Below are 26,420 nucleotides of genomic sequence, written 5' to 3' on the forward strand. Positions count from 1 at the left end.
TAGCTGAAAAGGGAATTATTAGAATCTGTTTATGTAATTTTTAAGGAAAATGTTTTTCCTATTGTCGTATATGCAATATGGAGAAACAAAAAGCTAGGAGTGGATTTGTTTGATAAAAAACCCCAAGGTTTTAATATTAACTGCACATTACGGTAATGGTCATGTGCAAGTAGCAAAAACATTAGAACAAACATTTCGCCAAAAAGGAATTGAAGATGTTATTGTATGCGACTTGTTTGGAGAATCACATCCATTTATAACTGACATTACAAAATATTTATATTTAAAAAGTTATACAATAGGAAAAGAATTATATCGTTTGTTTTATTACGGGGTAGAAAAAATTTATGATAAGAAAATAGCATCTTGGTATGCGAACTTTGGAAGAAAACGTTTGAAAACACTGTTACAGGTGGAGAAACCAGATATTGTAATTAATACATTTCCAATTATCGCTGTACCAGAATTGAAGAAACAAACAGGGATTTCAATTCCTGTCTATAACGTATTAACTGATTTTTGCGTGCACAAAATATGGATTCATCGAGAAGTAGATCGTTATTTTGTTGCAACGGATCACGTGAAAGAATTGATGGTTGATATCGGTGTACCTGCGGAACAAATTGTTGAAACAGGAATTCCAATTCGGAGTAGTTTTGAGTTAAAGGTAAATCCAGACATCATATATAATAAATATCAGTTATGTAAGAATAAAAAGATTTTACTAATTGTAGCAGGTGCTCATGGGGTATTAGGAAATGTAAAAGAACTATGCCAATCATTTATGTCAGTGCCTAATTTACAAGTAGTTGTCGTTTGTGGGAAAAATGAAGCTTTAAAACAGGATTTATTAAGTTTACAGAATCAAAATTCCGATGCATTAAAAGTGTTTGGGTATGTTGAAAATATTGATGAATTATTCCGAGTTACTTCGTGTATGATTACGAAGCCAGGCGGAATAACATTAAGTGAAGCAGCAGCGTTGCAAGTACCTGTCATTTTATATAAACCTGTTCCAGGACAAGAAAATGAAAATGCGATGTACTTTGAAAAAAAAGGAGCAGCAGTTGTCATTCGCGATGATAGTGAGGTTTTTGCAAAAACAGAGGCATTATTACAAGATGATGTGAAGCTTCTTCAAATGAAAGAAGCAATGAAAAGCATCTATCTTCCAGAGCCAGCTGGTCATATTGTAGATGCAATTTTGGCAGAAAATCATGCAGAACCGCGGCATATACCTATTAAATCACCTGCTCTTGCACAATCTTTTACTTAATATGAAACCCTCTTTGTATATGTAAAGAGGGTTCTTTATTATTTTCAAAGAAAATTCAGCTAGTTATCCACAAAAGGATTGCGCTTTCATTAAACAGTAAAGTCGGAATATTAACAACTATATCCACATTGTCCACAATTTTTAGAAAAATATCCACAATTAAAACAGCTGATATATACTTTAATATAGAAAAATATTAAATGTTTTTGAAAATTACTAACAATTTCGTTGGTTTTGTGGATAAAGTTGTCCACAGCAAAAAGGACCCTTATGTATAAGGGTCCTTTTTGCTTACTTCTATCAGTCGAGAAAATTATGTAATGAAAATGAATAATTAGGGGGGAAACTTCTAATTATTCATTTTCACTTTAAATGCTTTTCGAGCGATATCCTGCTGCACGATCTGCTTTTTGAAATTCTCGTTGATAGAGAACTTCTTGTGTACTAGATAATGTATTTTTTGCTTTATCACGTTTCTTTTTATCCATTACAAATCACCTCGTGTCTTAAAGTTACTATTTATCGTTTCCAAAGACATGAGGGGATATACGCATATGGAAAATGTTAATGATTGATTATCATTTCAGAAAATTTAGATTATGCTTCTTTTAATTGATGAGCATCTTGGAAGGTTGTATCTCGCATTGTAGCAAGTGTGTATTGATCTTTTGGAATTTCATATAAGTTATATACTTCTTCGTTTGCGTTAATTTCATCATATACGGCTTTTCTTGTTTCGTTTGCTAGATTTACATATTGCAGTTTTTCTGCAGCTTTAATAGAACGAATATTTATTTTACGAATACGCATGAAGATTGTTTCAATATCTAATTCATAGAAAAGTTCACTAAAAAATGAATCTTTTGCTAATTTATTATAGCCTTTTCCATGATATGGTTTGCCGAGCCATGTCCCGAGAAACCCAGCTTTTTCTTGCACATCAAATAAAGTAATTGTTCCGATGGGGTTACCCCATTCATCTAAAATTGTGCGTGAAATTAATTCACCACGCTCTTCAGCTTCAATTGTTTGTTTCGTTAAGAATAAATATTCTTCATAAGAATAAGCCTTTTGACGCACAAAAGGGAAGACAGCTGGATCCACCATTAACTCGTATAGAACGTGGCTGTCGTGTAAGTCGCGTTTTTTCAACATACTAACTCCTCCTCACACGAGGGTAGCATGACGAAAAAACACCCCACCCTCGAAATTTTTATATCAATCTTTAAAAAATTTCGGGGTGGGAATCGAACCCACTAGAACCAGTTTCTAACGCTGGTGGCGCACCATTTGCCTTCCCCATTCATCAATTTGAAAATGATAATCACGACACAAATTGATTATGGTTTCATTCAGTTTATAATCGTATAATACTTTATCTAGTCAAAAAAATAAACTAGTTTTTTTTATTTTTTTTGTAAATTATTTTTCCATCAATCATAGTTAGTACAGGCTTGGCTAAATAATGAAAAGGATGATGAGTCCATAACACGAGATCGGCGTCTTTTCCAACCTCGATACTTCCAATTCTATCCTCTAAACGCAAATTTCGCGCTGGGAATATGGTGATTCCTTCTAGTGCTGTTTTCTCATCTAACCCTTCTCTTACTGCAACAGCAGCACAAATATTTAAATATTGAATGGGTGTATAAGGATGGTCTGTCGTTATAGAAACTTCCACACCATTTTTGGATAATATATGGTAAGTATCCCATGTCTTGTTTTTTAGTTCGATTTTAGAACGGCGTGTCAGAGTGGGACCAACTGAAACCTTCAAATTGTGTTTCGAAAGCTCTTCAACAAGAAAGTGTCCTTCTGTACAATGTTCAATACGTAGATCGAGGTTGAATTCCGTTGCAAAGCGTAGCGCAGAACTAATATCATCTGCTCGGTGAGCGTGGATACGTACGGGTATTTCACGACGTAATGCTTTTAAAATAGGAAGCATTCGAAAATCAGCTTCGTGCCCGTAGTGTTGTGCTTCATAGAATGATTCCCGTAGTAACCCCATAATCCCCATACGTGTTATGGATTCTTTCGTTCCATTACTATGGACCTTTTTAGGATTTTCTCCAAAGGCAATCTTTAAACCAGCAGGTTCTTGAATAATCATATGATCAATACAAGTTCCAGCTGTTTTTATTACACAAGTAGTACCCCCGATAATATTTTGACTACCAGGCATAACGTGAACGGTTGTAATTCCATTTTGCACAGCGTCTTGAAAGGCAATATCGAAAGGGTGGATACCATCTAAAGAACGAATATGTGGTGTTGAAACTTCAGATGTTTCATTGGCATCATTTCCAGCCCAACCAGTACCTTCATCATAGAGACCAAGGTGAGTATGGACATCAATAAAGCCAGGTAAGAGATGGAGTGCCCGTGCATCTATAACGGTCATATCTTGAGTAGGTTGAATAAAAGGTTTGACCTCGGTAATTCGCTCTTCTGTAACGAGTACATCGCCTTGAAACTTTGGAGATGTAATAGGGTATACAATGGCTTGTTTGAGCAATATTTTCATAGGTACCTCATTTCTGTTACTTTATAATGCTAATGGAAGTTAAGGGAAAGTAACTGAAAGGTTATTTGTATGGTAATGCTTCGGATCCTAGAAAATGAAAGTTTTAAAAGGGCCCATGTAAAATTTTGTTTTAGAAGTACTACATTGTATGCGAAAGTATATTTTGTAATGCATGGTCTATTGCCGGAAATGTGTATTGGTATCCATGTTTAATTGCTTTACTAGGTAATACATGTTGCCCTTCTAGTACAAGTATGCTCATCTCACCTAATAAGGCGTGAAGCATAAATGAAGGGACAGGCAGCCAATGTGGTTTTCTCGTTGCGACAGCGATGGTTTTTCCAAATTCCTTCATTCTTATAGGTGTTGGTGCTGTCATATTAAGAGGGCCATCAATTTCTTTTTTGTGTATGATGAAATCCATCATACGAACGACATCGTCTATATGAATCCATGATAACCATTGCTTCCCAGAACCAATGGTGCCGCCGATATAGAATTGATAGGGAAGTAACATCTTTGGCAAGGCTCCGCCATCTGCACCTAATACAACGCCAAATCTTGTGTAAATTGTTCTTATTCCGAGAGAACATGCTTTAGCTGCTTCTTGCTCCCATAAAAATACTGTTTCTGCTAAAAAATCATTTCCGGGAGTTTCTTGTTGCTCAGTAAAAGACTCTATTTCAGATGTTCCGTAGTATCCAATAGCACTTGCATTAATAAATGTATGTGGTTTTGTTTCCATTACTTGTAGTTGTTGAATAAGTCCTTTTGTTGTTTGAATTCTACTGTTTAATATTGTTTCTTTTTGTTTTTTTGTCCATCTACTATTGATAGATTCTCCAGCTAGATTAATGACTACATCGATAGAGGAGAGTGGAAAGGTAGATAAATCTGGTGTCCAGTGTACGTATTGAAGGTTATGGTTTGAGGTTCTAGTAGTTTTCTTTCGAGTAAGAATGTAGACCATATATCCTTTTTGAATAAAAAAAGTAGAGAGGTATTTACCAATAAAACCAGTGCCACCAGAAATTGCGATTTTCATAATCATTTCCTCCTCATTATATATATTCTTGAAAAGAAAAAATGTTCCTCGACTATGTTAAAATAATAGGGAGGTGAGAGTATGGCTGTCATTACAAAAATAGAAGTACAAAAGCGATCGAAAGAACGATTTAATATTTATATTGATAAAGGCCAAGGTGAAGAGTACGGGTTTAGTGTGGATCAAGTAATCTTAATGAAACATGGATTACAAAAAGGCTTAGAAATTGATGAAATAGAGTTAGGAAATATTTTGTACAATGAAGAGGTACAAAAAGCATATTTACAAGCAATCTCCTATTTATCCTATCAAATGAGAACAAAACAAGAAATAGAAGATTTTTTACGAAAAAAAGAAGTGGGACAGGCCATCATCTCTGAAGTCGTTTCGAAATTATTACATGACCGATATATTAATGATAAAGAGTACGCGGTTTTATATACGCGAACGCAAAGTAATGTGAATCGAAAAGGTCCAACTGTTATTAAAAGAGAGTTGTTAAATAAAGGTGTTCAGGATTTAATTATTATGCATAGTTTACAAGAATATCCGAAGGAAAAGCAAATTGAGAATGCCTTGTTTCTCATAGAAAAGAAAAAAAAATCTTATCAAAAGCATTCTTTTTTACAAATGAAGCTAAAGTTGGATGAGATGCTTGTTCGAAAAGGGTATTCTAGAGAAGTAATTCAAATTTGTTTGGAAGAATTGAAAGACGAAAGAGATGACGAAAAGCAACAAGAAGCGTTACACTATCATGGGAATAAGTATTATGAGAAATATAAGAAGTATGATGGATGGACATTTGAAAACAAGATGAAACAAGCGTTATATCGAAAAGGATTCTCTATTGATGAGATAGAGATATTTTTACAAATGAAACGTGAAGAGGGATGAGGGGAATAATGAGATGAATATGCCAAAACGCTACAGTGAAATGACACCACATGAGCTTAGAGAAGAAATTGGGGATTTGAAGGAGCAAGCAATAAAGGCTGAACAGCTTGGAATTGTAAATGAGTTCGATGTATTAATGAGAAAGATGGCAATGGCTCGCGCTTATATGACTGATATAAACAAATTCCATATTGGTGAAACATATGAATTAATAGAAGAACCTGGTATATTATTTAAAATTACTTACTTCAATGGGGTATTCGCTTGGGGTTATAAACAAAATGATAATGAAGAGATTGGAATACCAATTTCCTTATTGCAAGAAAAATAAAAACCAGAGAGCAAATATCTCTCTGGTTTTCATCTTTGGTAGGCGTTAAAGGAGATAGGAGATTCTAAAATTGGCGTTTTTTACATTCGTTGGCCAATATAATGAGAGACTGGGTTTGCTGCGTCTGTCCGTTAACTTGCGCTTTCGCATGTTTCGGACGAGTCCACGTATGGTTAAATAATTCAGAACGACTATCTAAACGATCACGGTAGCTCATCTTTATCACCTCGTGTAGGAAGTTAATTTTTTAGGTTGTAACTGTATTACTCTTCCTGCTGATTTGCAGCACGCATACGTTCTTGTGGGTGCGTGTTAATTGTGCCGTTAGGTCGCTTCGAAGCGAAGCGTGATTTCGCTTTCGGCTGACCGTCGATTTTGCTGTTATTTTTTGACTCAGACCAAAATTCGGCTTGTTTACCCATTGCGAACGCCCTCCTCATCATCAGTTGATACCTCTTTAAGAAGTATCACTTATAGAATGTGCAAAACAGAAGAAACTATCCTTTAGAAATGAAGGGATAAATAGGGAAAAGGAGATTAGAACATGAATGATATTTATGAAGCATTAACGAAAGAATTATTAGATAAGAATGACAAGCTTTCTTACGGACAAGCACGTGCGTGGGTTGAATTACTTTGGGAAGATTTTCAAACAACTTATGCAAAATCAGGGCGTTATCAAGGTGAGGAAATGACTGAGCAAGTGGTACGATCATGGATTAATAATCATGGTGTACGCCTTCATGAAATGCGTACAAATAATCCGAAGTATAGCCATTTAATTAATCAAGAAGATCATTTGAAACATTAAAAAAAGCGACTTAAGTCGCTTTTTTTAATGTGGAAGTAATTCCAGCTTTTTTCGAAGTTTTTCTTCACTAAAAATCCATCCTGTATAGGAACTAATAATATTTAAATTATGGTCGAGCTGAACAATCGCGACAAATGGATAATAATCTTTACTGCGATACCGTAAATCAATGAATCGTACTTCATAATAATGATCATGATCAAAAATATCCCAGCGATATACAGGAGAGAAAGATAGGAAGGCCGAGATGTTTTCATCTTGTTTAGCTGCTCGCATAATATCATTTTCTGGGAACGGTACCCGATCGAATTTGTCATATATCATGATGTTACCACGGTGCCATCTCGCAACGTAGTAATAATCAGCTGTAACGACTGCTAAATGATAATGATAAAATCGGTAAGAAGGAGAAATGATAATCTTTTCGACATTTTTGAAACGTTTGTGTACAACGCTTCTTATATTTCGGTGCATCATAACCCGTCCGATATAGTAAATAATCATTAATATATATGCTGCTAAGGCTGTGTATCCTTTATGAGAACCGACGAGCATGCAAGCAATTGCAAGTATATGGATAAAGAAAATTACGGTATCAAATGTATTAATCACGCCGAGTGCGACCCATTTTTTTGTGAAAGGCCGTAATGCTTGTGTACCATAGGCGTTAAAAATATCGACAAAGACGTGAAGGAAGACTGCAATAAATGACCAAAGTAGTAGATGAAGATATGGAGCGTCTGAAAAGAAGGCGAAAGAGATGCCACTTATAAGAAATGACCAAAGAATTACCGCGGGAATGGAATGAGTAACTCCGCGATGATTTCTTATATATTTAGCGTTATTACGCAATTTTAAAACTGTGTCAATGTCAGGAATGTTGGAACCAGCAATTGTAGCAAGCATAACAGCTTGTGGGCCAATATCACTTTGTGCTATGGCTGGATCTAATGTTGCTAAGCTACCTAAAGTGATACCCATAACAAGGTGAGTGGCTGTGTCCATAAAAATCCACCTCCGTTTTTTATTAATGTAACTCTTTTTATTCGATACCTCAAGTCCTTTGCCTTCAATTTCCTATGTCATCTTACTTAAATTTTTTCCTAAAATCTTTATAATAGTACTTATATGCAAAAAAATGAGGGGGATCAAGTTTGACACTTGAAATACTAAAAAAATTTAATATAGAGCAGTTTCAAAATGATTTAATTGGTTGGTTTGAAGAGGAGCAGCGCGACTTACCATGGAGAAAAAATAAAGATCCATACCGCGTTTGGGTTTCTGAGATTATGTTACAGCAAACAAGAGTAGAAGCCGTAAAACCATATTACGCAAATTTTATGGGGAAGTTTCCTACACTTGAAGCGTTAGCGAACGCAGATGATGAAGAAGTATTAAAAGCATGGGAAGGTTTAGGATATTATTCTAGAGCACGTAATTTACATGCGGCAGTAAAAGAGGTAAAAGAAGTATACGGCGGGGTTGTACCAAGTGATGTAAAGAAAATTGAAAAGTTAAAAGGAGTCGGACCATATACAAAAGGTGCTATTTTAAGTATTGCATATGGTATACCAGAGCCGGCAGTTGATGGAAATGTTATGCGTGTATTATCTCGCATTTTATCAGTATGGGATGATATTGCAAAACCGAAGACTCGAAAAGTTTTTGAAGAGATTGTGCGTGAAATTATTTCAGTAGAAAACCCATCTTATTTTAATCAGGGATTGATGGAATTAGGTGCACTGATTTGTATTCCTAAAAATCCATCGTGCTTACTTTGTCCTGTACGTGAGCATTGCAGAGGATATGCTGAAGGTGTTCAAAAAGAATTACCAGTAAAAAGTAAAGCGAAAGCTCCTAAAATGGTACCTATTGTTGCAGGAGTACTTCAAACTGAAGACGGTCGTTACGTTATTAATAAACGTCCAAGTACAGGTTTGTTAGCTAATATGTGGGAGTTTCCTAATGCTGAACTTGGAGAAGGTATTCGAAATCAGAAGGAACAGCTTATAGATTATATGAAAGAAAAATTTGAACTCGCGGTTTCTATTGATGAATATGCAATGAATGTACAACATACGTTTACACATCGTACTTGGGATATATTTGTATTTTATGGAAAGGTAACTGGCAATATTGTTGATACAGATACATTGAAATTTGTATCGAAAGAAGCATTTGAGCAATTACCTTTTTCGAAATCGCATCGTACTATTTACGAAAATTGCGTGGAGAAAATTACAATACAATAAATAAAAAAGTGTTCCCAATCTAGGGAACACTTTTTTAGTCGTAAGAAATTTTTGTCCCATGAGTCCAACTAGCTTCACCTTCTTGTAAGCCGCCTCTTGATTCAATTTCTACTACAATTTCTTTGTAAATACTTTGACCTTCTGCATTTAAATAAGGCAGAATCTGTTGTAGTGAGTGATGAAAATAAGCTAATTCATCTTCTTTCCATTCATGTTTTGAAACCATTGTTAGTTCAGTCATATCGCGTCCTATATACATATTTCCACCTCCATTTCTTATAGTTTGAATAAGTAACAAAAGATATATGCGGAAATTATTCAAAATAAAATTACGGATAGCCTCTAAGTGAATTGGTTACATTATTGGTTGTGGAGGTGAGAAAGATGAGTAAAAAACAACAAGGTTATAACAAGGCAACTTCTGGTGCTAGCATTCAAAGTACAAATGCTAGTTATGGTACAGAGTTTGCGACTGAAACAAATGTACAAGCAGTAAAACAAGCAAACGCACAATCAGAAGCAAAGAAAGCACAAGCTTCTGGTGCACAAAGTGCAAACGCTAGCTATGGTACAGAATTTGCAACTGAAACAGACGTGCATGCTGTGAAAAAACAAAATGCTAAGTCAGCTGCAAAACAATCACAATCTTCTAGTTCAAACGAGTAATGAAAGAAAAACACTTCTCCAATTCGAGAGAAGTGTTTTCTTTGTGTGTGGATCTTTGTAATGAAAAGAAAATGAACGACATAACTTCTAATAAGTCAACAAATGTAGTCAAAGGAAAAGGAAGTTAACAATTAGAAATATGTAATTAGGAATAATAACTGATGAATAAGTCCAAAGGGGGTAAGTAATGAACGATTTTGATAAGTTGGTAGGGGAGCAATTAGAAACGATGGATGAGTTGTTAAAGTTACAAGCACATCTAGAGAAGTATCAACAAATTGAAATGAATGAAAAAGATATGTGCGATAAAAAGGAACTGCATTTTATCCGTCAGGAAATATATAGAACAGAAGTAGCGTTGAAGATGTTACATGAGAAATTTGAAGAACAAACAAATAGTGTAATCCAATCTTTTGCAACTGAAAAAATGATTTCAAATTTAGGATAAGATATATCATTGTCTCAGGTGAAAAGTCCTTCAAATAGAGAAGGGCTTTTTTTATTACATGTCCTCGTTTATCCCGCTATTTGCCGGGCAGTAAGACCCCCACCTCAAAATTCAGCGAAAGCAAAGAAGTTAGGTGGGGGGCGGGCTGCCCGTAAAAGCCCGATTGGTGAGGGCTGATTAAAGTTTCACTTTATAAATAATACAATACAAACCTTGTTTCCTGAGAAGATTGGGGATTATTGTATTCAACGATAAACCTCCTGCATATTCAGTGTGGAAAATAGAGTCTTATCCCTTTAGTTTTAAAATTTTGACAAAAAAGTTATAATAGAAAAAAAGTGAATGCCGTTCAAAGGGCATTTGCAGTTGAAAGAAGGGAGCATATATGGGATTTCCCAAAGAAGGAGAAAAAGTACAAATACATAGTTATAAACATAATGGCTCCATTCATAGAATGTGGGAAGAAACAACAATTTTAAAAGGGACACAGAGTCTTGTGATCGGAGCGAATGATCGTACAGTAGTTACAGAATCAGATGGTCGAACATGGATTACGCGCGAACCAGCAATTTGTTATTTTCATGCTAACTATTGGTTTAATGTGATTGGGATGCTTAGGGAGGATGGCGTATATTATTATTGCAATTTAAGCTCACCTTTTGCGTATGATTCTGAAGCATTAAAGTATATTGATTATGATTTAGATATTAAAGTGTATCCAGATATGACATATACGCTTCTAGATGAAGATGAGTATGAAAAACATAGTCAAATTATGCAGTATCCACCTGTTATAGATACAATTTTAAAACGAAATGTAGCACATTTAACACAGTGGATTCATCAAAGAAAAGGTCCATTCGCACCAGATTTCGTAGATATGTGGTATGAACGATATTTAATGTACAGAAATTAAAACAAACCTGCAGGGAATTTCCCGGCAGGTTTGTCCTATTAGAGGGGGGATTATGTGCAGGGCATAAAAAGATATTTACAATTTGTTAAACCATATCGATGGCTTATTGCTATTACAATTATTATTGGACTAGTTAAGTTCGGTATTCCACTTATTATGCCGTGGTTATTAAAGTATATTATCGATGATGTAATTCAAGGGGCGGGTTCACTTCAAGATAAAACATCTCAATTAATAACAGCGATTGGAATTGCTTTTTTTATTTTTGCGGTATTAAGACCACCGATTGAATATTATCGTCAATATTTCGCGCAACGTATCGCAAATACAATACTGTATGATTTGCGGAAGCATATTTTCGGTCACTTACAAAAGTTAAGCTTACGTTATTATTCGAATACGAAAACAGGGGAGATTATTTCACGGGTCATCCATGATGTAGAACAAACGAAAGATTTTGTAATTACAGGTTTGATGAACGTCTGGTTAGATACTGCAACAATTGCTATCGCTATCATTGTTATGTTTTCTATGAATATAAAATTAACATTTGTTGCGTTATTGATTTTACCTATTTATGTAATAGCAGTGAAATATTTTTTCGGACGTCTTCGGAAATTGACGAAAGAGCGTTCACAAGCGTTAGCGACGATGCAAGGGTATTTGCATGAACGTATTCAAGGAATGCAAGTGACACGTAGCTTTGCGTTAGAAGAGTATGAGGGGAAGCAGTTTGAAAAAAGAAATAATGAATTTTTAACGAAAGCATTAAACCATACAAGTTGGACGGCGAGAACATTTTCGGCAGTAAATACGTTAACCGATTTAGGTCCGTTACTTGTGATTGGTTTTGCAGCATATGAAGTAATTCAGGGGCAGTTAACGCTAGGGACGATGGTAGCCTTTGTTGGATATATGGATAGTTTATATAGTCCGCTTCGCCGCCTTGTTAATTCATCTACAACATTGACACAATCTTTTGCATCGATGGATCGTGTGTTTGAACTGTTAGATGAAAAATACGATATTGTTAATGTGCCAAATGCGATACAAACGAAAAAATTAAATGGAGAAATTGTATTTGATAATGTTTCTTTTCGTTATAATGCAGATGAAAAAGAGATATTACACAACTTGTCATTAACTATGCAGTCTGGAGAGAAAGTAGCGCTTGTAGGAGCGAGTGGAGGAGGGAAGTCATCTCTTGCTAGTTTGATCCCGCGTTTCTATGATGTTTCTGAAGGCACGGTTTATGTAGATGGCATAGATGTAAGGAAGTATAATATGAGAAATTTACGTAGTAATATTGGAATTGTACTGCAAGATAATTTATTGTTTAGCGATACAATTGAAGCTAATATTTTATATGGAAATCCGAAAGCTACAGAGAAAGAAGTGATTGCAGCTGCCAAAGCTGCGCAAATTCATGATTTTATTATAGATTTACCAGATGGTTATAATACTGTCGTTGGAGAACGTGGTGTGAAGCTATCGGGTGGGCAAAGGCAACGCGTGGCAATTGCACGCGTATTTCTAAAGAATCCGTCGGTACTTATATTGGATGAAGCAACTTCGGCTTTAGATTTAGAAAATGAAAGGTATATTCAAGAGGCGCTTCAGACGTTAGCTGCTGACCGGACAACGATTATAATTGCACATCGATTAGCGACAATTACGCATGTTGATACGATCATTTACATTGAAGACGGTCAGATTAAAGAAACCGGTTCTCATGAAGAGTTAATGCGAAAAAGAGGATTTTATTATAATTTATATCAACTTCAACATATAACAGAAACAGCTCCTTTAGCATAAAAGGAGCTGCTTTTTTATTCGTCTTCTTTTTTATCATCGATTTGGAGTTCTTTTTCTGGTTTATGGTATGTGTAGAAGCTATCTACAAGTAAATCTAAATGCTCTACTTCTTCACTATAGTTAATGATGGAAGAAATAAGAGGGAAGAGATGTAACCATGTTTTATATGCTTCTTCATCGTCCTTGTTTTGATATTCCATAAAGATATCAATTAATTCTTGTTTACCTGTTTCAACTTCATCAAGCATTTCAACTGATTGTTGTTTTTTTGCTTTACCAATGAATTTTAATAAAACTTGTTCATGATAATGCGTTAATGAATCAAGTTCGTTTTGGATAGATTCCTGAAATTCTTCCGGCATGTAGCGTAGTTCATTTTCAGTACGGTGTAATGATTTTAACGTACTTAAAGCACGGCTTGTTGTCGCTAACATTTGTCTGAATAAAACGAGCTTACGAATTTTTGCGAACTTTACTTTTTTCGTGTAGCTTCTTTCTTCTTTATACAGCAAATAGTAATGATTTAGTTTGATCATTTTTTCTTTCATACGATCAATATCAGTTTTTAGCGTTGTAAAATCAGAAGCCTGCCTGCTATTCATTCGAATCCATTTTACAATTTCTTCTGTATTATCAACGATACGATGATAAAGTTTTGTTTCATATTTCGGCGGCATAAATACTAAATTTACAAGTGAAGCCGCAATAATACCAATCATAATTGTCGCAAATCGAAGTAAGGCAAAACTAAAGAAGTCTTCGCCTTGATACTCCATAATGGCGATAACTGTTACTAAAGCAATTGATATTGTGTTTTCTAATCGTAATTGCAGTGTAAGAGCAATTACTAATATACATGTTAATCCAATAATAAAAGGATTATGTCCAAAAGCAGTAGCAAATGCGATAGCAAATATCGCACCGATTACATTTGCTTGAATCTGTTCAAGTGCGGTTAAATAAGAACGGTATACAGACGGTTGAACAGCAAAGATAGCTGAAATTCCCGCAAATACCGGACTCGGTAATTGAAGTAAAATACAAGCAAATAAAGCTAACGTGATGGCAATACCCGTTTTTAAAATGCGAGCACCAAGTTTCATACCCTTAATAAGATCCTTTCTCTTGTCATAATGAATGTACAACATGATACTATACATTCATTACAATATGTTAGCAAGTGATATTTTAGTGACGTTAAAAGAAATTAGTATTCATTTTATCCGGCTAATTGTGAACAGTAAGATTCCCGCCTCTAAATTCAGTAGCTGGATGCCGGTAAACGCTCAATTGCTGTAGGCTAATTAAAGTTTCACTTTATAATTTTTCCTAATTTCTTTTAAACATCAGTTTTTAGTAAAAAGACCTGCTGAATTTCAGCAGGTCTCAAATTGTTACTATAGATTACTATGAGAAGTGTACTTCGTCAATTTTTTCTTAATAATGAAAATTACTCATGTTACTCTGTTGAGATAGATGGATCTGCCTGTTCTTTTTTCGGGATAATTTCAAAAAACTGGTTCTGTATATCATCTAATAATGGGGTTAACAAAGCAACTTCCTCATATTGCTCATGCTCGTTTAGTACACGAATATAGTCTAGCAATAATTCAGTTACATCTTTCAAACCATTTTTACTAATTGATTGTAATGTAACATTTGCCCCTTTTGCAATTCTTCTTTTTAAGGCCTGTTCTGTTAAGCCTAAGTTTGAATCATGACGCAAATAAACAACACCGCCAGTCATGCCAGCGCAAATCCATGGACCAGGGTCACCTAAAACAAGCGCTCGCCCATTTGTCATATATTCAAAAGCAAAACCTTTAATATTGGAGTATGCACCTATATTTCCTTGCTCTTTTTCACGGAGTGGTTTTGTTATTCTACCTCCAATGATCATGTCTGCCCCAGAAAGGCGAATGCCAGCACGAGCATCAGCGTTCCCTTGCACGTATAGTGCCCCTTTTTGTGCCCCATATCCAAATCCTTTTCCGACAGAACCGTTATAATATACTCCGTCTTTTCCTTTTGATTTCGTTATATAAATACCACCACCAAAGGAAGTTTTACCAATGCCATCTTGTGCGCCGCCATTTACGTGTATAAATAAATTTTCACTATTGTAAGCACCTAACCCATTTCCAGGGATAGAACCATTCGTATACTTTAATGTAAGTGGTTCAAGTTGAGTAGCTTCATATAGTTTACTGCGAACGCGATAACATGATTCTAGACCGCCCATAACGCGTTGCTCTACACCAACGCCTACTAATTCTTTTGAGTCAGCGGAATGAACTGTTTTAAATTGTTTTTCTGGTACGTCTTTTGTTGTTGTAACAGATGGATGTTCTATTATTTGTAGTAAATTACATAAGTTTAATAAATTTTCGCCCCGAACTTGCTCTAATAAATCAGACCGCCCGACAATTGCTTGTAAATTTGTATACCCAAGCTGTCCTGTTAATCGTTTTAGTTCTACACCGAAAGAGGTGAATAAATTTAGCAGGCCAGCAACTGCGCTTTCTAATTCGCGTGGGACGAAGCGGCGTAATCCATGTTCTTTTGCCTGTGCTTCAGACTCAATTTGTGTCGCAATTCCAACATGGCAAGTATCTAGATGGCACCCACGGCAAGTAGTACAGCCGATTGCAATCATTGACAGTGTGCCAAATCCAATACGGTTTGCTCCGAGGAGCATGATTTTCAAGGCATCATTTACACTTCGAATACCACCATCTGCCCAAATCTCTACTTTATGTCTCATGCTCGCTTCTAATAAAGCGTTGTGAGCGGCTTTAACACCAATTTCTACAGGAAGACCTACATGTTGCAAGGCGTGAATACGTGCAGCACCTGTTCCACCATCGAATCCGCTAATGTTAATAAAATCAGCACCAGCTTTGGCGATACCGACAGCAATTGTTCCGATATTAGGAACAACAGGGACTTTCACGGCTACTTTGGCAAGTTGATTAGCTGTTTTAATTTCGGTAATCATTTGAGCTAAATCTTCAATTGAATAAATATCATGGTTGTTAGAAGGTGAAATTAAATCTGAGCCGATTGTCGCATTACGTGCTTCAGCGATTTTGGCTGTCACTTTTGAACCAGGTAAATGCCCACCTTCACCAGGCTTTGCGCCTTGACCGATTTTGATTTCAATTAAATTCGATGAGTTTAGTAGTTCGGCATTTACTCCAAATCGCCCAGATGCCACTTGTTGTCCGCGTGTATGTGGGTATTTCCCGATCATATCTTTAATTTCGCCGCCTTCACCGTTCAAGCTAATCATATTTAGCTGATCGGCCGCTTCTGCATATGCGCGAAAGGCAATTTCGTTTTGAGAACCAAATGACATAGAACTAATAATAAATGGTAAATTATGATTTTGAATGCCGATAGATACTTCTTCAGTTGGAACGACATGTTTTGTTTGTTTCGTTTGAACAAGGTGTCTGATTGCGATTGGATTATTCTCTTCTAGTTCACTTAACTTGTCACGGTAGTCATCATAAGGATTTCCTTTTGCAACATCGCCGATTGCTTTCCAAATTCGCGGGAATATATGAAATGATTTTCGCATTCTAATTTTAGGATTGTTATAATCCTCTGCTCGTATTTTTGCATCTTCAGCAAGTGATTCAAGTGAAAAAGCTAAATCATTTGAACCGAAGAAATTTGTGATTTGTAATATATTTGCAATTTCCTCATGTAACCCAATAGATGAATAGAGACGTCCGTAACCACGTAACTCATGAATTCCAATTGTTGAAATGACTTTTTCTAATCCTTTATTAAGTGCATTATACAGATTCGTAATTGGTATTTTTGTTCCATCACTTACAGTCGCGAATAATAAATATGGATTAATACTATCTGCTCCTAATCCATATAGCGTGACAATGTCATGTAAGGAGCGAAGGGCACCAGAACGTATAACGAGAGAACAATTGCGGCGTAATTTATTTTCACTTAATTCTTGATGTACTTTCGCGGTAACTAAATGTGGATCAATCCACAAGCGTTCATTTAGATGGGCTTTTGCGTCATCTAATACTAGTAGGGAAGCACCATTGTTAACAGCAGCTATCGCTTCAGAACTAATGCGGCTTAATGCACATTGCAGGGTTTCTGACGAGCTGAATGTAGCAGAGATTGTGGCAATAGAGTTATGAGTCCTAAATAACGCTGTGAGTTGTTCGTACGTAATTGTGTGTAATTCCTCTGCAATAGGTTGTGCCACGCTGCCTTCTAAAATAATTGGTGAAAGCATTTCAACTACAAATGGCCGTTTTGCGCCGCTTAATAAACTTGGACGCTCTCCAAGTACAGTACGTGTAGAGAAGTGTTCAATTTCACGGTCACGGTCAATTGCTGGGTTTGTAACAACAGCTACACTTTCTTTAATAAAGTCAGCGATATTTCGTCTATCAGTATCAAGTGCGGCAAGTGGTGAGTCATGCCCAAGTGAGCGTATTGGTTCAACACCTTTTGTTGCCATCTGTTCAAGAAGCTGAATATGTTCTCGGTCCCATCCGAAAGCGACGTATTGTTTCGTTTCAACTTGAACAAAATCACATAGCCCTTGGATTTTTTGCGTTTCAGGGATAGATAAATTTAAATGATAATTGGTAGTATCAATTCGCTTTTTAAAACGGTTATATACTTGGATTTGATATTTGTCATATTCATAAAGAACAAGTTCATCTTGTTCATTCCATTTTAATCCGACCTTTTCTCCAGGGGCGAGTGGCTTTGGTTCTGCTACATATTTAGTTGGTGATACAACTCCAGGTTCAGAAGAGAAAATATAAGAGCTTTCTGTCTCTACTTTCCATACTGGGCGTAATCCAAGGGAATCAACGCTGAAAACAGCTTCATCTTTAAAACGGGAAATGATGCCAGCTGGTCCTTGTGCAAAATGTCCCCATGCTTCACGTATATACGTATATAAATCTTGTAAAGGTGTTTCATAAAGTTTAATTTCATTAATAATTGGTGGAAATAGTATTTCCATTGCTTCAAATAAACTGTAGTCGTATTGAACAAGTAGGGTTTCTAAGGTGCGGTTTAAATCTTGAGAGTCACTGCCTCCAGCAGTAAGTGGTACATCAATCATTTCAGCTTGATCGCGTAATTTTGCGATTGTGTTAATTTCACCATTATGTCCGAGAATACTAAATGGTTGTACACGAAAAAAATTAGATAATGTATTAGTAGAGTAGCGGTTATGTCCTAATGTCATAGTTGAAGCGATAAGTGGATGTTGTAAATCATTATAGTAGGCAACAAGTGTATCACCAGCACCTAGAACTTTATATACAACATGATCACGACTTAATGAAGCAACATGAATTGCTTCGTTTTCCTCTATTTTTATTGTGACAGAAAATAATGTTTGCTCAATATTTGTAATTTCATTTTCTGCGATAAGGGCAACTTGCCAAAATAAAGGTTCTTCTTGTTTACCGAGTGGACCGAGCGCATCTGAGTTTGTTGCATCATCACTTTCGAAAATGATAGTAAAGTTTTTGTTGTTTAATTGCGTACGAATATAATCTTTTAAGGCAGTAATGTTTTCTTTTTTATTTAGAAAAAAATGTCCAACGATAAAGTGGGGATGATCCACAATCGTTGGATTATATCCACTACTTTTTAGTTTTTCATTCCAAAGCGTTTTTGGTACATCAATGTGAATGCCGATGCCATCGCCCTCGCCATTAATGAAACCAGCTCTATGATTCATTTTGACGAGTGATTGTATGCAAAGGTCAATGTTTTCTTTTGTAGGAATTTTTCGTTTCTCCATAACGGAAACGATTCCACACGCATCATGTTCTGCATTTCTATAATCTCGAAATAAAGACGGTGTCCATGTATTTGTTTTATTGAGCATCCGTCAATCCCCCCTCTTGTAAAAGTTAGAATAATCTTACTATTTAAGGTGTGAATCACCTTGTACACAGAGATAGTAATGATGTAAAAGAATATAAAACAGATAATTATGAATAATTATACTATTAATGTGGGATTTATGAAATAGAAAAAAGGAAAAAAGAAAGATGTGCTTTCTTTTTTCCTTTTAATGACGAGATTATTTGCTATCTGCTAAAGCAGCAAATGCTCTGCCTACAGCTTCAATTGTATATTCAATATCTTCTTTTGTATGTTCTGTCGTTAAGAACCATGCCTCGTATTTTGAAGGTGCTAAGTTAACTCCTTCTTGAAGCATTAGCTTGAAGAATTTACCGAACATTTCACCGTCTGTATCTTGTGCTGCATCGTAATCTTCAATTGTATTTGTTGTGAAGTATACAGTTAAAGCGCCTTTTAGGCGGTTTAATGTAATATCGATATTATGTTTTGCAGCTTGCTCTAAAATTCCTTTTTCAAGCATGGCACCAAGTTCATCTAATTTCTCATAAAGTCCTTCTTGTTGAAGAACTTCTAGACAAGCAATACCAGATGCCATAGAAGCAGGATTTCCTGCCATTGTACCTGCTTGATATGCAGGGCCAAGCGGAGCAACTTGTTCCATAATTTCTTTCTTACCACCGTAAGCACCGATTGGAAGTCCGCCGCCAATAACTTTACCAAGAGCTGTTAAGTCTGGTGTTACGCCAAGTAAATCTTGAGCACCACCGTACATGAAGCGGAAAGCGGTAATAACTTCATCATAAATTACTAGTGCGCCAGCTTCATGAACAAGTTCATTCACTTTCTCAAGGAATCCAGGTTTTGGCTCTACAATACCGAAGTTTCCAACAATCGGTTCTACAAGAATAGCCGCTACTTCATGTCCCCATTTATCTAACGCTTCTTTTAAAGTTTCTACATTATTAAATGGAACAGTAATAACTTCTTGAGCGATACTTTGTGGTACGCCGGCTGAGTCAGGTGTTCCTAGTGTAGAAGGACCAGATCCAGCTGCTACAAGTACTAAATCAGAATGACCGTGGTAACAACCAGCAAATTTCATGATTTTTGTGCGGCCTGTGTAAGCACGAGCAACACGAATTGTCGTCATTACTGCTTCAGTACCAGAGTTTACAAAGCGTACTTTATCTAAAGCAGGCATTGCCTCTTTTAACATTTTTGCAAATTTTACTTCTAGCGCTGTTGGTGTTCCGTAAAGTACACCATTTTCAGCAGCTGTTGTAATTGCTTTTGTGATGTGCGGGTGAGCATGTCCAGTAATAATAGGACCGTATGCTGCTAAATAATCGATATATTTATTTCCGTCTACATCCCAGAAATAAGCACCTTTTCCACGTTCCATAGCAACAGGAGCGCCACCGCCAACTGCTTTAAAAGAACGAGAAGGACTATTAACGCCGCCAACGATATGTTCTAAAGCTTCTTTATGTAATGCTTCTGATTTTGTGAATTTCACTACCATTCATCTCCTTACAAAAATCTATGTATTATTCTAACATGTTTTTCGAAAAGACGTATTGTTTGTGATAGAGAAGGCAGTTGGGTAAACTATTCGTTGTGACATTTAGGAGGGGGGTCCGATTATGAAATCGGTAATTGAGGTACAAGGGTTACGTAAAGAATTTACAGCCTATTCAAGTCGTCCGGGTTTAAAGGGTGCATTTCGCGATTTATTAAATCGTAATTATAAAATAGTACCAGCAGTAAATGATGTATCTTTTACTGTAAAACAAGGTGAGATGGTTGGTTATATCGGTGAGAACGGTGCTGGTAAATCAACAACAATTAAAATGCTTACGGGGATTTTGACTCCGACATCAGGAGAGATTTTAGTAAATGGGATGAACCCACATAAGCAGAGAGAAGAATTTGTAAGAACCATTGGTGTTGTTTTCGGTCAACGTTCACAACTTTGGTGGGATATTGCTGTACAAGAATCTTTTCGTTTATTAAAAAAAGTGTACGGTGTATCAGACGCTCAGTATAAAGAGCATATGGAACACGTGATTGAAACGTTAGATATTGGTCCTTTATTAGATAAACCAGTTCGAAAGTTATCTCTAGGTCAAAGAATGCGTTGTGAATTAGCGGCAGCATTAATTCATAACCCACCGTTATTATTTTTAGATGAACCAACAATTGGGCTAGATGTACTTGTGAAATTGAAAATACGTGAATTTTTAAAAGAAATGAATGAACGTTATAAAACAACAATTTTATTAACAACCCATGATATTACTGATATTGAAGCATTATGTGAGCGTGTTATCATGCTGGATGAAGGAAATATTATGTATGACGGTTCTTTAAATAATCTTCGTACGCAGTGGGGAGCAGAGAAGGAAATACATTTTCAGTTTATTGCACCAGTTTCCTATCAGGCTTTATCAATGGTTATGCCAGATAGTCATGTCGTTTGGTCGAAAGCGAAAGAGGAAAACGCGTGGGTTGCAAAAATACCGAATGAAGAAGTTATTATTTCAATGCTTATTTCTAAAGTAGTACAAGCCTTTCAAATTAAAGATTTAAAAATTAATGAAGTGTCTACAGAGGAAATTATTCGTAACATTTATGAAGAAGGTATTAAACATGGGTAAGTATATTGAAATGATTCGAATTCGCTTTTTAATGATGCTTGCGTATCGCACAAATTATTATAGCGGGATTTTAATTTATACGATTAATATCGGTGCGTATTATTTTTTATGGCAAGCAATTTATAGCGGAAAAGAGAACATTGAAAGTTTATCTATTTCGCAAATGACTACGTATATCGCAATTGCGTGGATGGCACGTGCCTTTTATTTTAATAATATAGATAGGGAAATTGCGATGGAGATTCAAGAAGGACGTGTAGCGGTAGAACTGATTCGTCCATATAATTATTTAGGGATGAAAGTGATGCAAGGTCTTGGGGAAGGGATATTTCGTTTTGCATTTTTTTCAATTCCAGGTATGGTTATCGTTACGTTATTATTTTCATTGCAAATTACAACGAATTTTCAAACGTGGTTATATTTCTTCTTGTCTCTAATATTTAGTTTTATTATTAATACACAAATTAATTTAATGACGGGAATGCTCACGTTCTTCCTATTTAATAATAGTGGAATTATGTATGCAAAACGCGTTGTTATTGATTTATTTTCTGGTCTATTATTACCGATTAGTTTTTATCCGTTATGGGCCCAAAAGGCAATGATGTTTTTACCGTTTCAAGCCATTAGTTATATTCCGAGTATGATTTTTTCAGAAGGTATACAAGGAAATAAATTGTATGAGGCATTATTATTCCAAGTAATTTGGGCGATTGTCCTTATTATTCCAATTGTACTTATGTGGAGAACGGCGAGAAAACGTCTAATTGTACAAGGGGGATGATGAGATGATATATATAAAACTATTTTTGCAATATGCAAGCCAATATATAAAAACAAAATTGGAGTATCGGGGCGATTTTATCGTTGGATTACTTTCTGATTTATCACTACAGGCTGTTAATTTAATCTTTATTCTCGTTGTGTTTGGGCATACACAAGCATTAAAAGGCTGGAGTAGAGAAGAAGTAATCTTTATTTATGGTTTCTTTTTAGTGCCGTTTGCCATTTTCTCAGCTTTCTTTAACATATGGGACTTTAATGATCGTTACATTATTAAAGGGGAGATGGATCGTATATTAACGAGACCGATTCATAGCTTGTTTCAAATTATATTAGAAAGAATGGAACTTGAGTCTTTAATTGGGGCCATTACAGGAATGATTGTAATGGGATATGCAGCTGTAGAGTTACAATTATCTTTTTACTGGTATGATTTCTTCTTATTTATATTGATGGTAGGAGGAGGCGCACTTGTATATGGAGGGATATTTGTTACGCTTGCGAGCCTTGGTTTTTGGTCAGATGCGAAAAGTTCAATTATGCCCCTTATGTATAACATAGGTAATTACGGGCGCTATCCTGTTAATATTTATAATCGTGTAATTCGTTTCATTTTAACGTTTGTTTTACCGTTTGCGTTTGTTGGAGTATATCCAGCAGCATACTTTTTAAGAAAAACAGAATGGAATAGTTATGCATTCGCGACGCCAATTGTTGGTGTTATCTGTTTTACGATTGCAATCACTCTTTGGAATCAAGGGGTAAAAAGGTACCGTGGTGCTGGGAATTAATTATAGAAGCTTGTTTGTTTCTAAGGGATAAATCCAATGGTCGTCTCATACATATAAAATGAGGTGGAGGACATGTTATGGGGATTTATTCTATTACTTGCAGCAATCGCTATTTTGAAAAGTGTCCAATTATTATGGAGTTCCTATTCAGATTCAACGCGTTTTTTTTCGCTGTATAATTTGGCCACATTATTTTTAATCTATACAACAGTACTGATCGCGTTTGGATTAAGTTACGTTGTATTAGAGGAAATGGGTTTCGCAGTTTTGAAAGAGGACGGAGAAAGTTTGAACGCTCATTCTTTTCAACTCGTTGAAGTTTGTTTATATTTTAGCGCAGTTACTTTATTGTCTGTTGGATATGGTGACATATCTCCGATTGGAATTGGGCGATGGATTGCAATTGCAGAAGCGCTAATTGGATATACACTCCCTTTTGCTTTTGTGATGAGGTCTGTAATAGACAATGAAAAATAAGGAAGCATTTGTTATAGTAAAGGAAAAGAGTAGGAGTGATAACTATGATTACAGTAGGAGAAATGGCACCAGAATTCACATTAGAGGGAAGTAACGGAGAAGAAGTTAGCCTAGCTGATTTCCGCGGTAAAAATGTAGTTCTCTATTTTTACCCGAAAGATATGACGCCAGGATGTACAACTGAAGCATGTGATTTTCGTGATGCGTATGGAGTATTTCAAGAGAAGGATACGGTTATTCTTGGAGTAAGTCCTGATTCAGCGAATAGACATTTGAAATTCATTGAGAAACATGAATTGCCATTTACACTTTTAGTAGATGAAGATCATAAAGTAGCAGAGTTATATGATGTTTGGAAGCTGAAAAAGAACTTTGGGAAAGAGTATATGGGAATCGAGCGTTCTACATTCCTTATTAATAAAGATGGTGAACTTGTGAAAGAGTGGCGTAAAGTGAAAGTGAAAGGACATATTGAGGATGTTCTTTCTTATATAAAATAAATCTATAGTGGAGATAAAATATGCAGAAACAAGGCAAGTGTCTATACATATTTTACTGCCTTACATAAAGTGGAAGTGTAGGGCATACCTCCTCAGATGATAGTATTCCAAGTGCGATTATGTCGCACTTTTTTCTATGTAATATATGAAGAAAAAGGGAAAGATACATAAAAACAAGCCCTGAATATAAAAATAAACCACATACTTATAGTAGAAATATTGACGATTTATAAGAAAAGGAGTACACTCTTTATAAGAATTATAAAATAATAATCCGTATAGAATCGGGGTGCATGACGGTGGTCAAAGAAGAATTAAAAGAAGCGCTAGAAATGCTGAAAAATACGGGTGTACGCATTACTCCACAGCGTCATGCTATTTTAGAGTACCTTGTGGAATCAATGACGCACCCAACAGCGGATGACATTTATAAAGCATTAGAAGGTAAGTTTCCAAATATGAGTGTTGCAACTGTCTATAATAACTTACGTGTATTTAAAGAGGTTGGACTTGTAAAGGAATTAACTTATGGAGACGCTTCAAGTAGATTTGATTATGTTACAAGTCAACATTATCATGTGATTTGTGAAAAATGTGGTAAGATTGTTGATTTTCCTTATGGAGGTTTGGAACAACTTGAAGAGGAAGCTGCAAAAACGACAGGCTTCGTTATTAATAGTCATCGCTTAGAAATTTATGGCGTTTGTCCAGAGTGTCATAAGGCGTAATATATAATAAAGAAAGAGGCTGACGGCTATACGTCAGCCTCTTTCTTTATTATATAAGGATTAGCGTGAGGTTAATCGGGATTTACAGTGCTAAGTTAGTAAGAAGGGTTAGATAAAAGTTTGTCGAATTTACTTTGTATTGGTGGAAATGAATTCTTGGAGGGGACATTTTGAAGAAATATGAGATTAAAAGTGACATTCCAACATTGGAAGAATATAAATATTTATGTGATTCTGTGGGATGGACTAATTATATGAACTTTGAGGTGGCGGAAATATCACTTCAAAATTCGATTTACTGTATAACAGTCAAGGATAATAATCAAATCATCGGCATGGGGAGAATTGTTGGTGATGGGGCTATCTATTTCTATATTCAAGATATAGTGGTTCATCCAGAGTATCAAAAGAATGGTATTGGAAAGAAAATAATGAATACTTTAGTAGAATACTTAAATCAGAATGCTCCAGATAAAGCATTCATTGGTTTGTTTGCGTCGCAAGGTAAAACGTCATTCTACGAAAAATATGATTTTAAAGATTATTCGCCTAACATGACAGGGATGTTTACTGTTATTTCGAAAAAATAGGTGTAATAAATTTAATAAAACAATTAAAAAGTTGATTTCTTAAGAAATCAACTTTTTAATGAGTTGAAACGTTTGTAGTGTTGCAAACTCGTATTTCCCTTGATACTTATGATTTATAACTCTTCTTATTATACTTTTCATCAAATTCTTTTCCTTCTAGATCTCGATCTAGTGTTAAAGGTTGATTGCAGTGCATACATGCATCGACACGGCCGAGCATTTTTGTTGGCTTATCACAGCTTGGACAAATAATTTGGATAGTCTTAGTAGATAACATACCAATCCAAAAGTAAACGACAGTGCTAGCGATAACAGCTAAAAAGCCAACCATCATAAACGTTGTCATAACAATAATGTTTTCGCGGAAAAAGACACCTAAGTATGCAATGAAGAGGCCGATAAATACTAAACTTAATGCAAAGGTCCGGATTTTATTGATTTTGTTTGAATACTTAATGCTCATTCTCACCACACTCCTATAATAATAATATAACATAAAATTTAGAATTTTCACTCTCGTGTAAATTGATAAAGGGATAAGATATGAAATGGATAGGAGGGGAGCCATGAAGAATGAATGGGTGCTATAATGATTTTTACAGCGATTTTTAAGTTTTTAACGGGATGTGAAATTTTTTTGTAAAAAGTATTGACCCTGTATATACTGCATGATATATTAATAACCGTCGCTGATGCGGAAACGCAGAAAACGACAAAAAAGAAATTGAAAAACTTAGTTGACATTGAAAAATGAAGATGTTAACATAAGGAAGTCGCAAATGAGCGACCAAGTAGTTCTTTGAAAACTGAACGAAACAAACAACGTGAAACGTCAATTTTTATTTTTAGATGCTAGACAAACTAACTTTATTGGAGAGTTTGATCCTGGCTCAGGATGAACGCTGGCGGCGTGCCTAATACATGCAAGTCGAGCGAATGGATTGAGAGCTTGCTCTCAAGAAGTTAGCGGCGGACGGGTGAGTAACACGTGGGTAACCTGCCCATAAGACTGGGATAACTCCGGGAAACCGGGGCT

28 protein-coding genes are annotated in these 26,420 nt (G+C 35.7%); 16 read left to right on the forward strand and 12 right to left on the reverse strand.

The genetic code is table 11. The features are described from left to right. Positions 1-109 precede the first annotated feature (109 nt). Positions 110-1,276, forward strand: a complete 1,167-nt coding sequence (locus DOS87_RS02645; RefSeq protein WP_000594686.1) for a diglucosyl diacylglycerol synthase — start codon at positions 110-112, stop codon at positions 1,274-1,276. Positions 1,277-1,644: 368 nt separating this feature from the next. On the opposite strand, the gene DOS87_RS02650 is transcribed toward DOS87_RS02645, so the two are convergent. The 4 genes from DOS87_RS02650 to DOS87_RS02665 form a co-directional block, all read right to left on the reverse strand. Beyond that, entirely contained in the window at positions 1,645-1,764 is a 120-nt protein-coding gene (locus DOS87_RS02650) for a YfhE family protein (protein WP_000358482.1), read from the reverse strand. Between the two features lie 109 nt (positions 1,765-1,873). Continuing rightward, entirely contained in the window at positions 1,874-2,431 is a 558-nt protein-coding gene (locus DOS87_RS02655) for a GNAT family N-acetyltransferase (RefSeq protein ID WP_000914737.1), read from the reverse strand. 241 nt (positions 2,432-2,672) lie between these two features. Beyond that, entirely contained in the window at positions 2,673-3,803 is a 1,131-nt protein-coding gene (locus DOS87_RS02660) for an amidohydrolase (RefSeq protein WP_000698293.1), read from the reverse strand. A 139-nt stretch (positions 3,804-3,942) separates the two neighbouring features. Further along, the gene (locus tag DOS87_RS02665; protein WP_000684388.1) at positions 3,943-4,848 is read right to left on the reverse strand and encodes a TIGR01777 family oxidoreductase; all 906 of its coding nucleotides are present in this window, start codon (positions 4,846-4,848) and stop codon (positions 3,943-3,945) included. A gap of 81 nt (positions 4,849-4,929) precedes the next feature. Between DOS87_RS02665 and recX the strand changes: the two genes are divergently transcribed. Beyond that, entirely contained in the window at positions 4,930-5,742 is an 813-nt protein-coding gene (gene recX, locus DOS87_RS02670; RefSeq protein WP_000268512.1) for a recombination regulator RecX, read from the forward strand. A gap of 13 nt (positions 5,743-5,755) precedes the next feature. Beyond that, entirely contained in the window at positions 5,756-6,073 is a 318-nt protein-coding gene (locus DOS87_RS02675) for a YfhH family protein (RefSeq protein ID WP_001057028.1), read from the forward strand. 64 nt (positions 6,074-6,137) lie between these two features. Here DOS87_RS02675 and DOS87_RS02680 read toward each other — a convergent pair whose 3' ends face one another. After that, positions 6,138-6,290: a YpzG family protein gene (locus tag DOS87_RS02680; protein ID WP_000122093.1), complete on the reverse strand. Its 153-nt coding sequence runs from the start codon at positions 6,288-6,290 to the stop codon at positions 6,138-6,140. Positions 6,291-6,336: 46 nt separating this feature from the next. Beyond that, positions 6,337-6,495: a small, acid-soluble spore protein K gene (locus tag DOS87_RS02685; protein ID WP_000517891.1), complete on the reverse strand. Its 159-nt coding sequence runs from the start codon at positions 6,493-6,495 to the stop codon at positions 6,337-6,339. Positions 6,496-6,617: 122 nt separating this feature from the next. Here DOS87_RS02685 and DOS87_RS02690 point away from each other — a divergent pair, with 122 nt between their 5' ends. Then, a complete protein-coding gene (locus DOS87_RS02690) occupies positions 6,618-6,884 on the forward strand; it encodes a YfhJ family protein (protein ID WP_000998159.1) in 267 nt (88 codons plus the stop codon). Positions 6,885-6,908: 24 nt separating this feature from the next. Here the strand turns inward: DOS87_RS02690 and DOS87_RS02695 are convergent, their stop codons facing one another. Next, a complete protein-coding gene (locus DOS87_RS02695) occupies positions 6,909-7,889 on the reverse strand; it encodes a metal-dependent hydrolase (protein ID WP_000379114.1) in 981 nt (326 codons plus the stop codon). A gap of 149 nt (positions 7,890-8,038) precedes the next feature. Here DOS87_RS02695 and mutY point away from each other — a divergent pair, with 149 nt between their 5' ends. After that, positions 8,039-9,136 (forward strand): A/G-specific adenine glycosylase, encoded by a 1,098-nt coding sequence (gene mutY / locus DOS87_RS02700; RefSeq protein WP_000171380.1) that lies wholly within the window; start codon positions 8,039-8,041, stop codon positions 9,134-9,136. 34 nt (positions 9,137-9,170) lie between these two features. Here mutY and DOS87_RS02705 read toward each other — a convergent pair whose 3' ends face one another. Further along, positions 9,171-9,395 (reverse strand): hypothetical protein, encoded by a 225-nt coding sequence (locus tag DOS87_RS02705; protein WP_000275441.1) that lies wholly within the window; start codon positions 9,393-9,395, stop codon positions 9,171-9,173. Between the two features lie 125 nt (positions 9,396-9,520). Here DOS87_RS02705 and DOS87_RS02710 point away from each other — a divergent pair, with 125 nt between their 5' ends. The 4 genes from DOS87_RS02710 to DOS87_RS02725 all read left to right on the forward strand — a co-directional run bounded on the left by DOS87_RS02710 (position 9,521) and on the right by DOS87_RS02725 (position 12,981). Further along, a complete protein-coding gene (locus tag DOS87_RS02710) occupies positions 9,521-9,802 on the forward strand; it encodes a gamma-type small acid-soluble spore protein (RefSeq protein WP_000039034.1) in 282 nt (93 codons plus the stop codon). A 187-nt stretch (positions 9,803-9,989) separates the two neighbouring features. Continuing rightward, entirely contained in the window at positions 9,990-10,250 is a 261-nt protein-coding gene (locus tag DOS87_RS02715; protein ID WP_000997574.1) for a YgaB family protein, read from the forward strand. A 385-nt stretch (positions 10,251-10,635) separates the two neighbouring features. After that, the gene (locus DOS87_RS02720) at positions 10,636-11,166 is read left to right on the forward strand and encodes a nucleoside tri-diphosphate phosphatase (protein ID WP_000506625.1); all 531 of its coding nucleotides are present in this window, start codon (positions 10,636-10,638) and stop codon (positions 11,164-11,166) included. A gap of 54 nt (positions 11,167-11,220) precedes the next feature. After that, a complete protein-coding gene (locus DOS87_RS02725; RefSeq protein ID WP_086389644.1) occupies positions 11,221-12,981 on the forward strand; it encodes an ABC transporter ATP-binding protein in 1,761 nt (586 codons plus the stop codon). A 14-nt stretch (positions 12,982-12,995) separates the two neighbouring features. Here the strand turns inward: DOS87_RS02725 and DOS87_RS02730 are convergent, their stop codons facing one another. From DOS87_RS02730 to hemL, 3 genes are all read right to left on the reverse strand, one after another. Beyond that, entirely contained in the window at positions 12,996-14,084 is a 1,089-nt protein-coding gene (locus tag DOS87_RS02730) for an aromatic acid exporter family protein (RefSeq protein ID WP_000765787.1), read from the reverse strand. 356 nt (positions 14,085-14,440) lie between these two features. Beyond that, entirely contained in the window at positions 14,441-18,877 is a 4,437-nt protein-coding gene (locus DOS87_RS02735; RefSeq protein ID WP_098578065.1) for a glutamate synthase-related protein, read from the reverse strand. A 198-nt stretch (positions 18,878-19,075) separates the two neighbouring features. Further along, a complete protein-coding gene (hemL, locus tag DOS87_RS02740; RefSeq protein ID WP_000260533.1) occupies positions 19,076-20,380 on the reverse strand; it encodes a glutamate-1-semialdehyde-2,1-aminomutase in 1,305 nt (434 codons plus the stop codon). Positions 20,381-20,501: 121 nt separating this feature from the next. On the opposite strand from hemL, the gene DOS87_RS02745 reads away from it, so the two are divergent. The 7 genes from DOS87_RS02745 to DOS87_RS02775 all read left to right on the forward strand — a co-directional run bounded on the left by DOS87_RS02745 (position 20,502) and on the right by DOS87_RS02775 (position 25,384). Then, positions 20,502-21,515 carry an ABC transporter ATP-binding protein gene (locus DOS87_RS02745; protein WP_000843649.1) on the forward strand — a complete coding sequence of 338 codons (1,014 nt, stop codon included), beginning with the start codon at positions 20,502-20,504 and terminating at the stop codon, positions 21,513-21,515. Next, complete coding sequence (locus DOS87_RS02750; protein WP_000521515.1) at positions 21,508-22,299, forward strand: ABC transporter permease; 792 nt, start codon at positions 21,508-21,510, stop codon at positions 22,297-22,299. Before DOS87_RS02745 ends, DOS87_RS02750 begins: the two co-directional genes overlap by 8 nt. Before the next feature lie 4 nt (positions 22,300-22,303). After that, on the forward strand, positions 22,304-23,089 hold the full coding sequence (locus DOS87_RS02755) for an ABC transporter permease (protein WP_000639350.1): 786 nt from the start codon (positions 22,304-22,306) through the stop codon (positions 23,087-23,089). Between the two features lie 72 nt (positions 23,090-23,161). After that, positions 23,162-23,566: a potassium channel family protein gene (locus DOS87_RS02760; RefSeq protein WP_000964360.1), complete on the forward strand. Its 405-nt coding sequence runs from the start codon at positions 23,162-23,164 to the stop codon at positions 23,564-23,566. 44 nt (positions 23,567-23,610) lie between these two features. Then, positions 23,611-24,066: a thioredoxin-dependent thiol peroxidase gene (gene bcp, locus DOS87_RS02765; protein WP_000633711.1), complete on the forward strand. Its 456-nt coding sequence runs from the start codon at positions 23,611-23,613 to the stop codon at positions 24,064-24,066. A 299-nt stretch (positions 24,067-24,365) separates the two neighbouring features. Next, positions 24,366-24,794, forward strand: coding sequence for a peroxide-responsive transcriptional repressor PerR (perR, locus tag DOS87_RS02770; RefSeq protein WP_000237831.1), 429 nt, complete (start codon positions 24,366-24,368; stop codon positions 24,792-24,794). 170 nt (positions 24,795-24,964) lie between these two features. Further along, complete coding sequence (locus tag DOS87_RS02775) at positions 24,965-25,384, forward strand: GNAT family N-acetyltransferase (protein ID WP_000759743.1); 420 nt, start codon at positions 24,965-24,967, stop codon at positions 25,382-25,384. Positions 25,385-25,490: 106 nt separating this feature from the next. On the opposite strand, the gene DOS87_RS02780 is transcribed toward DOS87_RS02775, so the two are convergent. Continuing rightward, positions 25,491-25,847, reverse strand: a complete 357-nt coding sequence (locus DOS87_RS02780; RefSeq protein ID WP_000025067.1) for a YgzB family protein — start codon at positions 25,845-25,847, stop codon at positions 25,491-25,493. Positions 25,848-26,420: the final 573 nt, after the last annotated feature.

The organism is Bacillus sp. CR71 (genome assembly GCF_003429245.1).
Lineage (GTDB): Bacteria > Bacillota > Bacilli > Bacillales > Bacillaceae_G > Bacillus_A > Bacillus_A thuringiensis_S.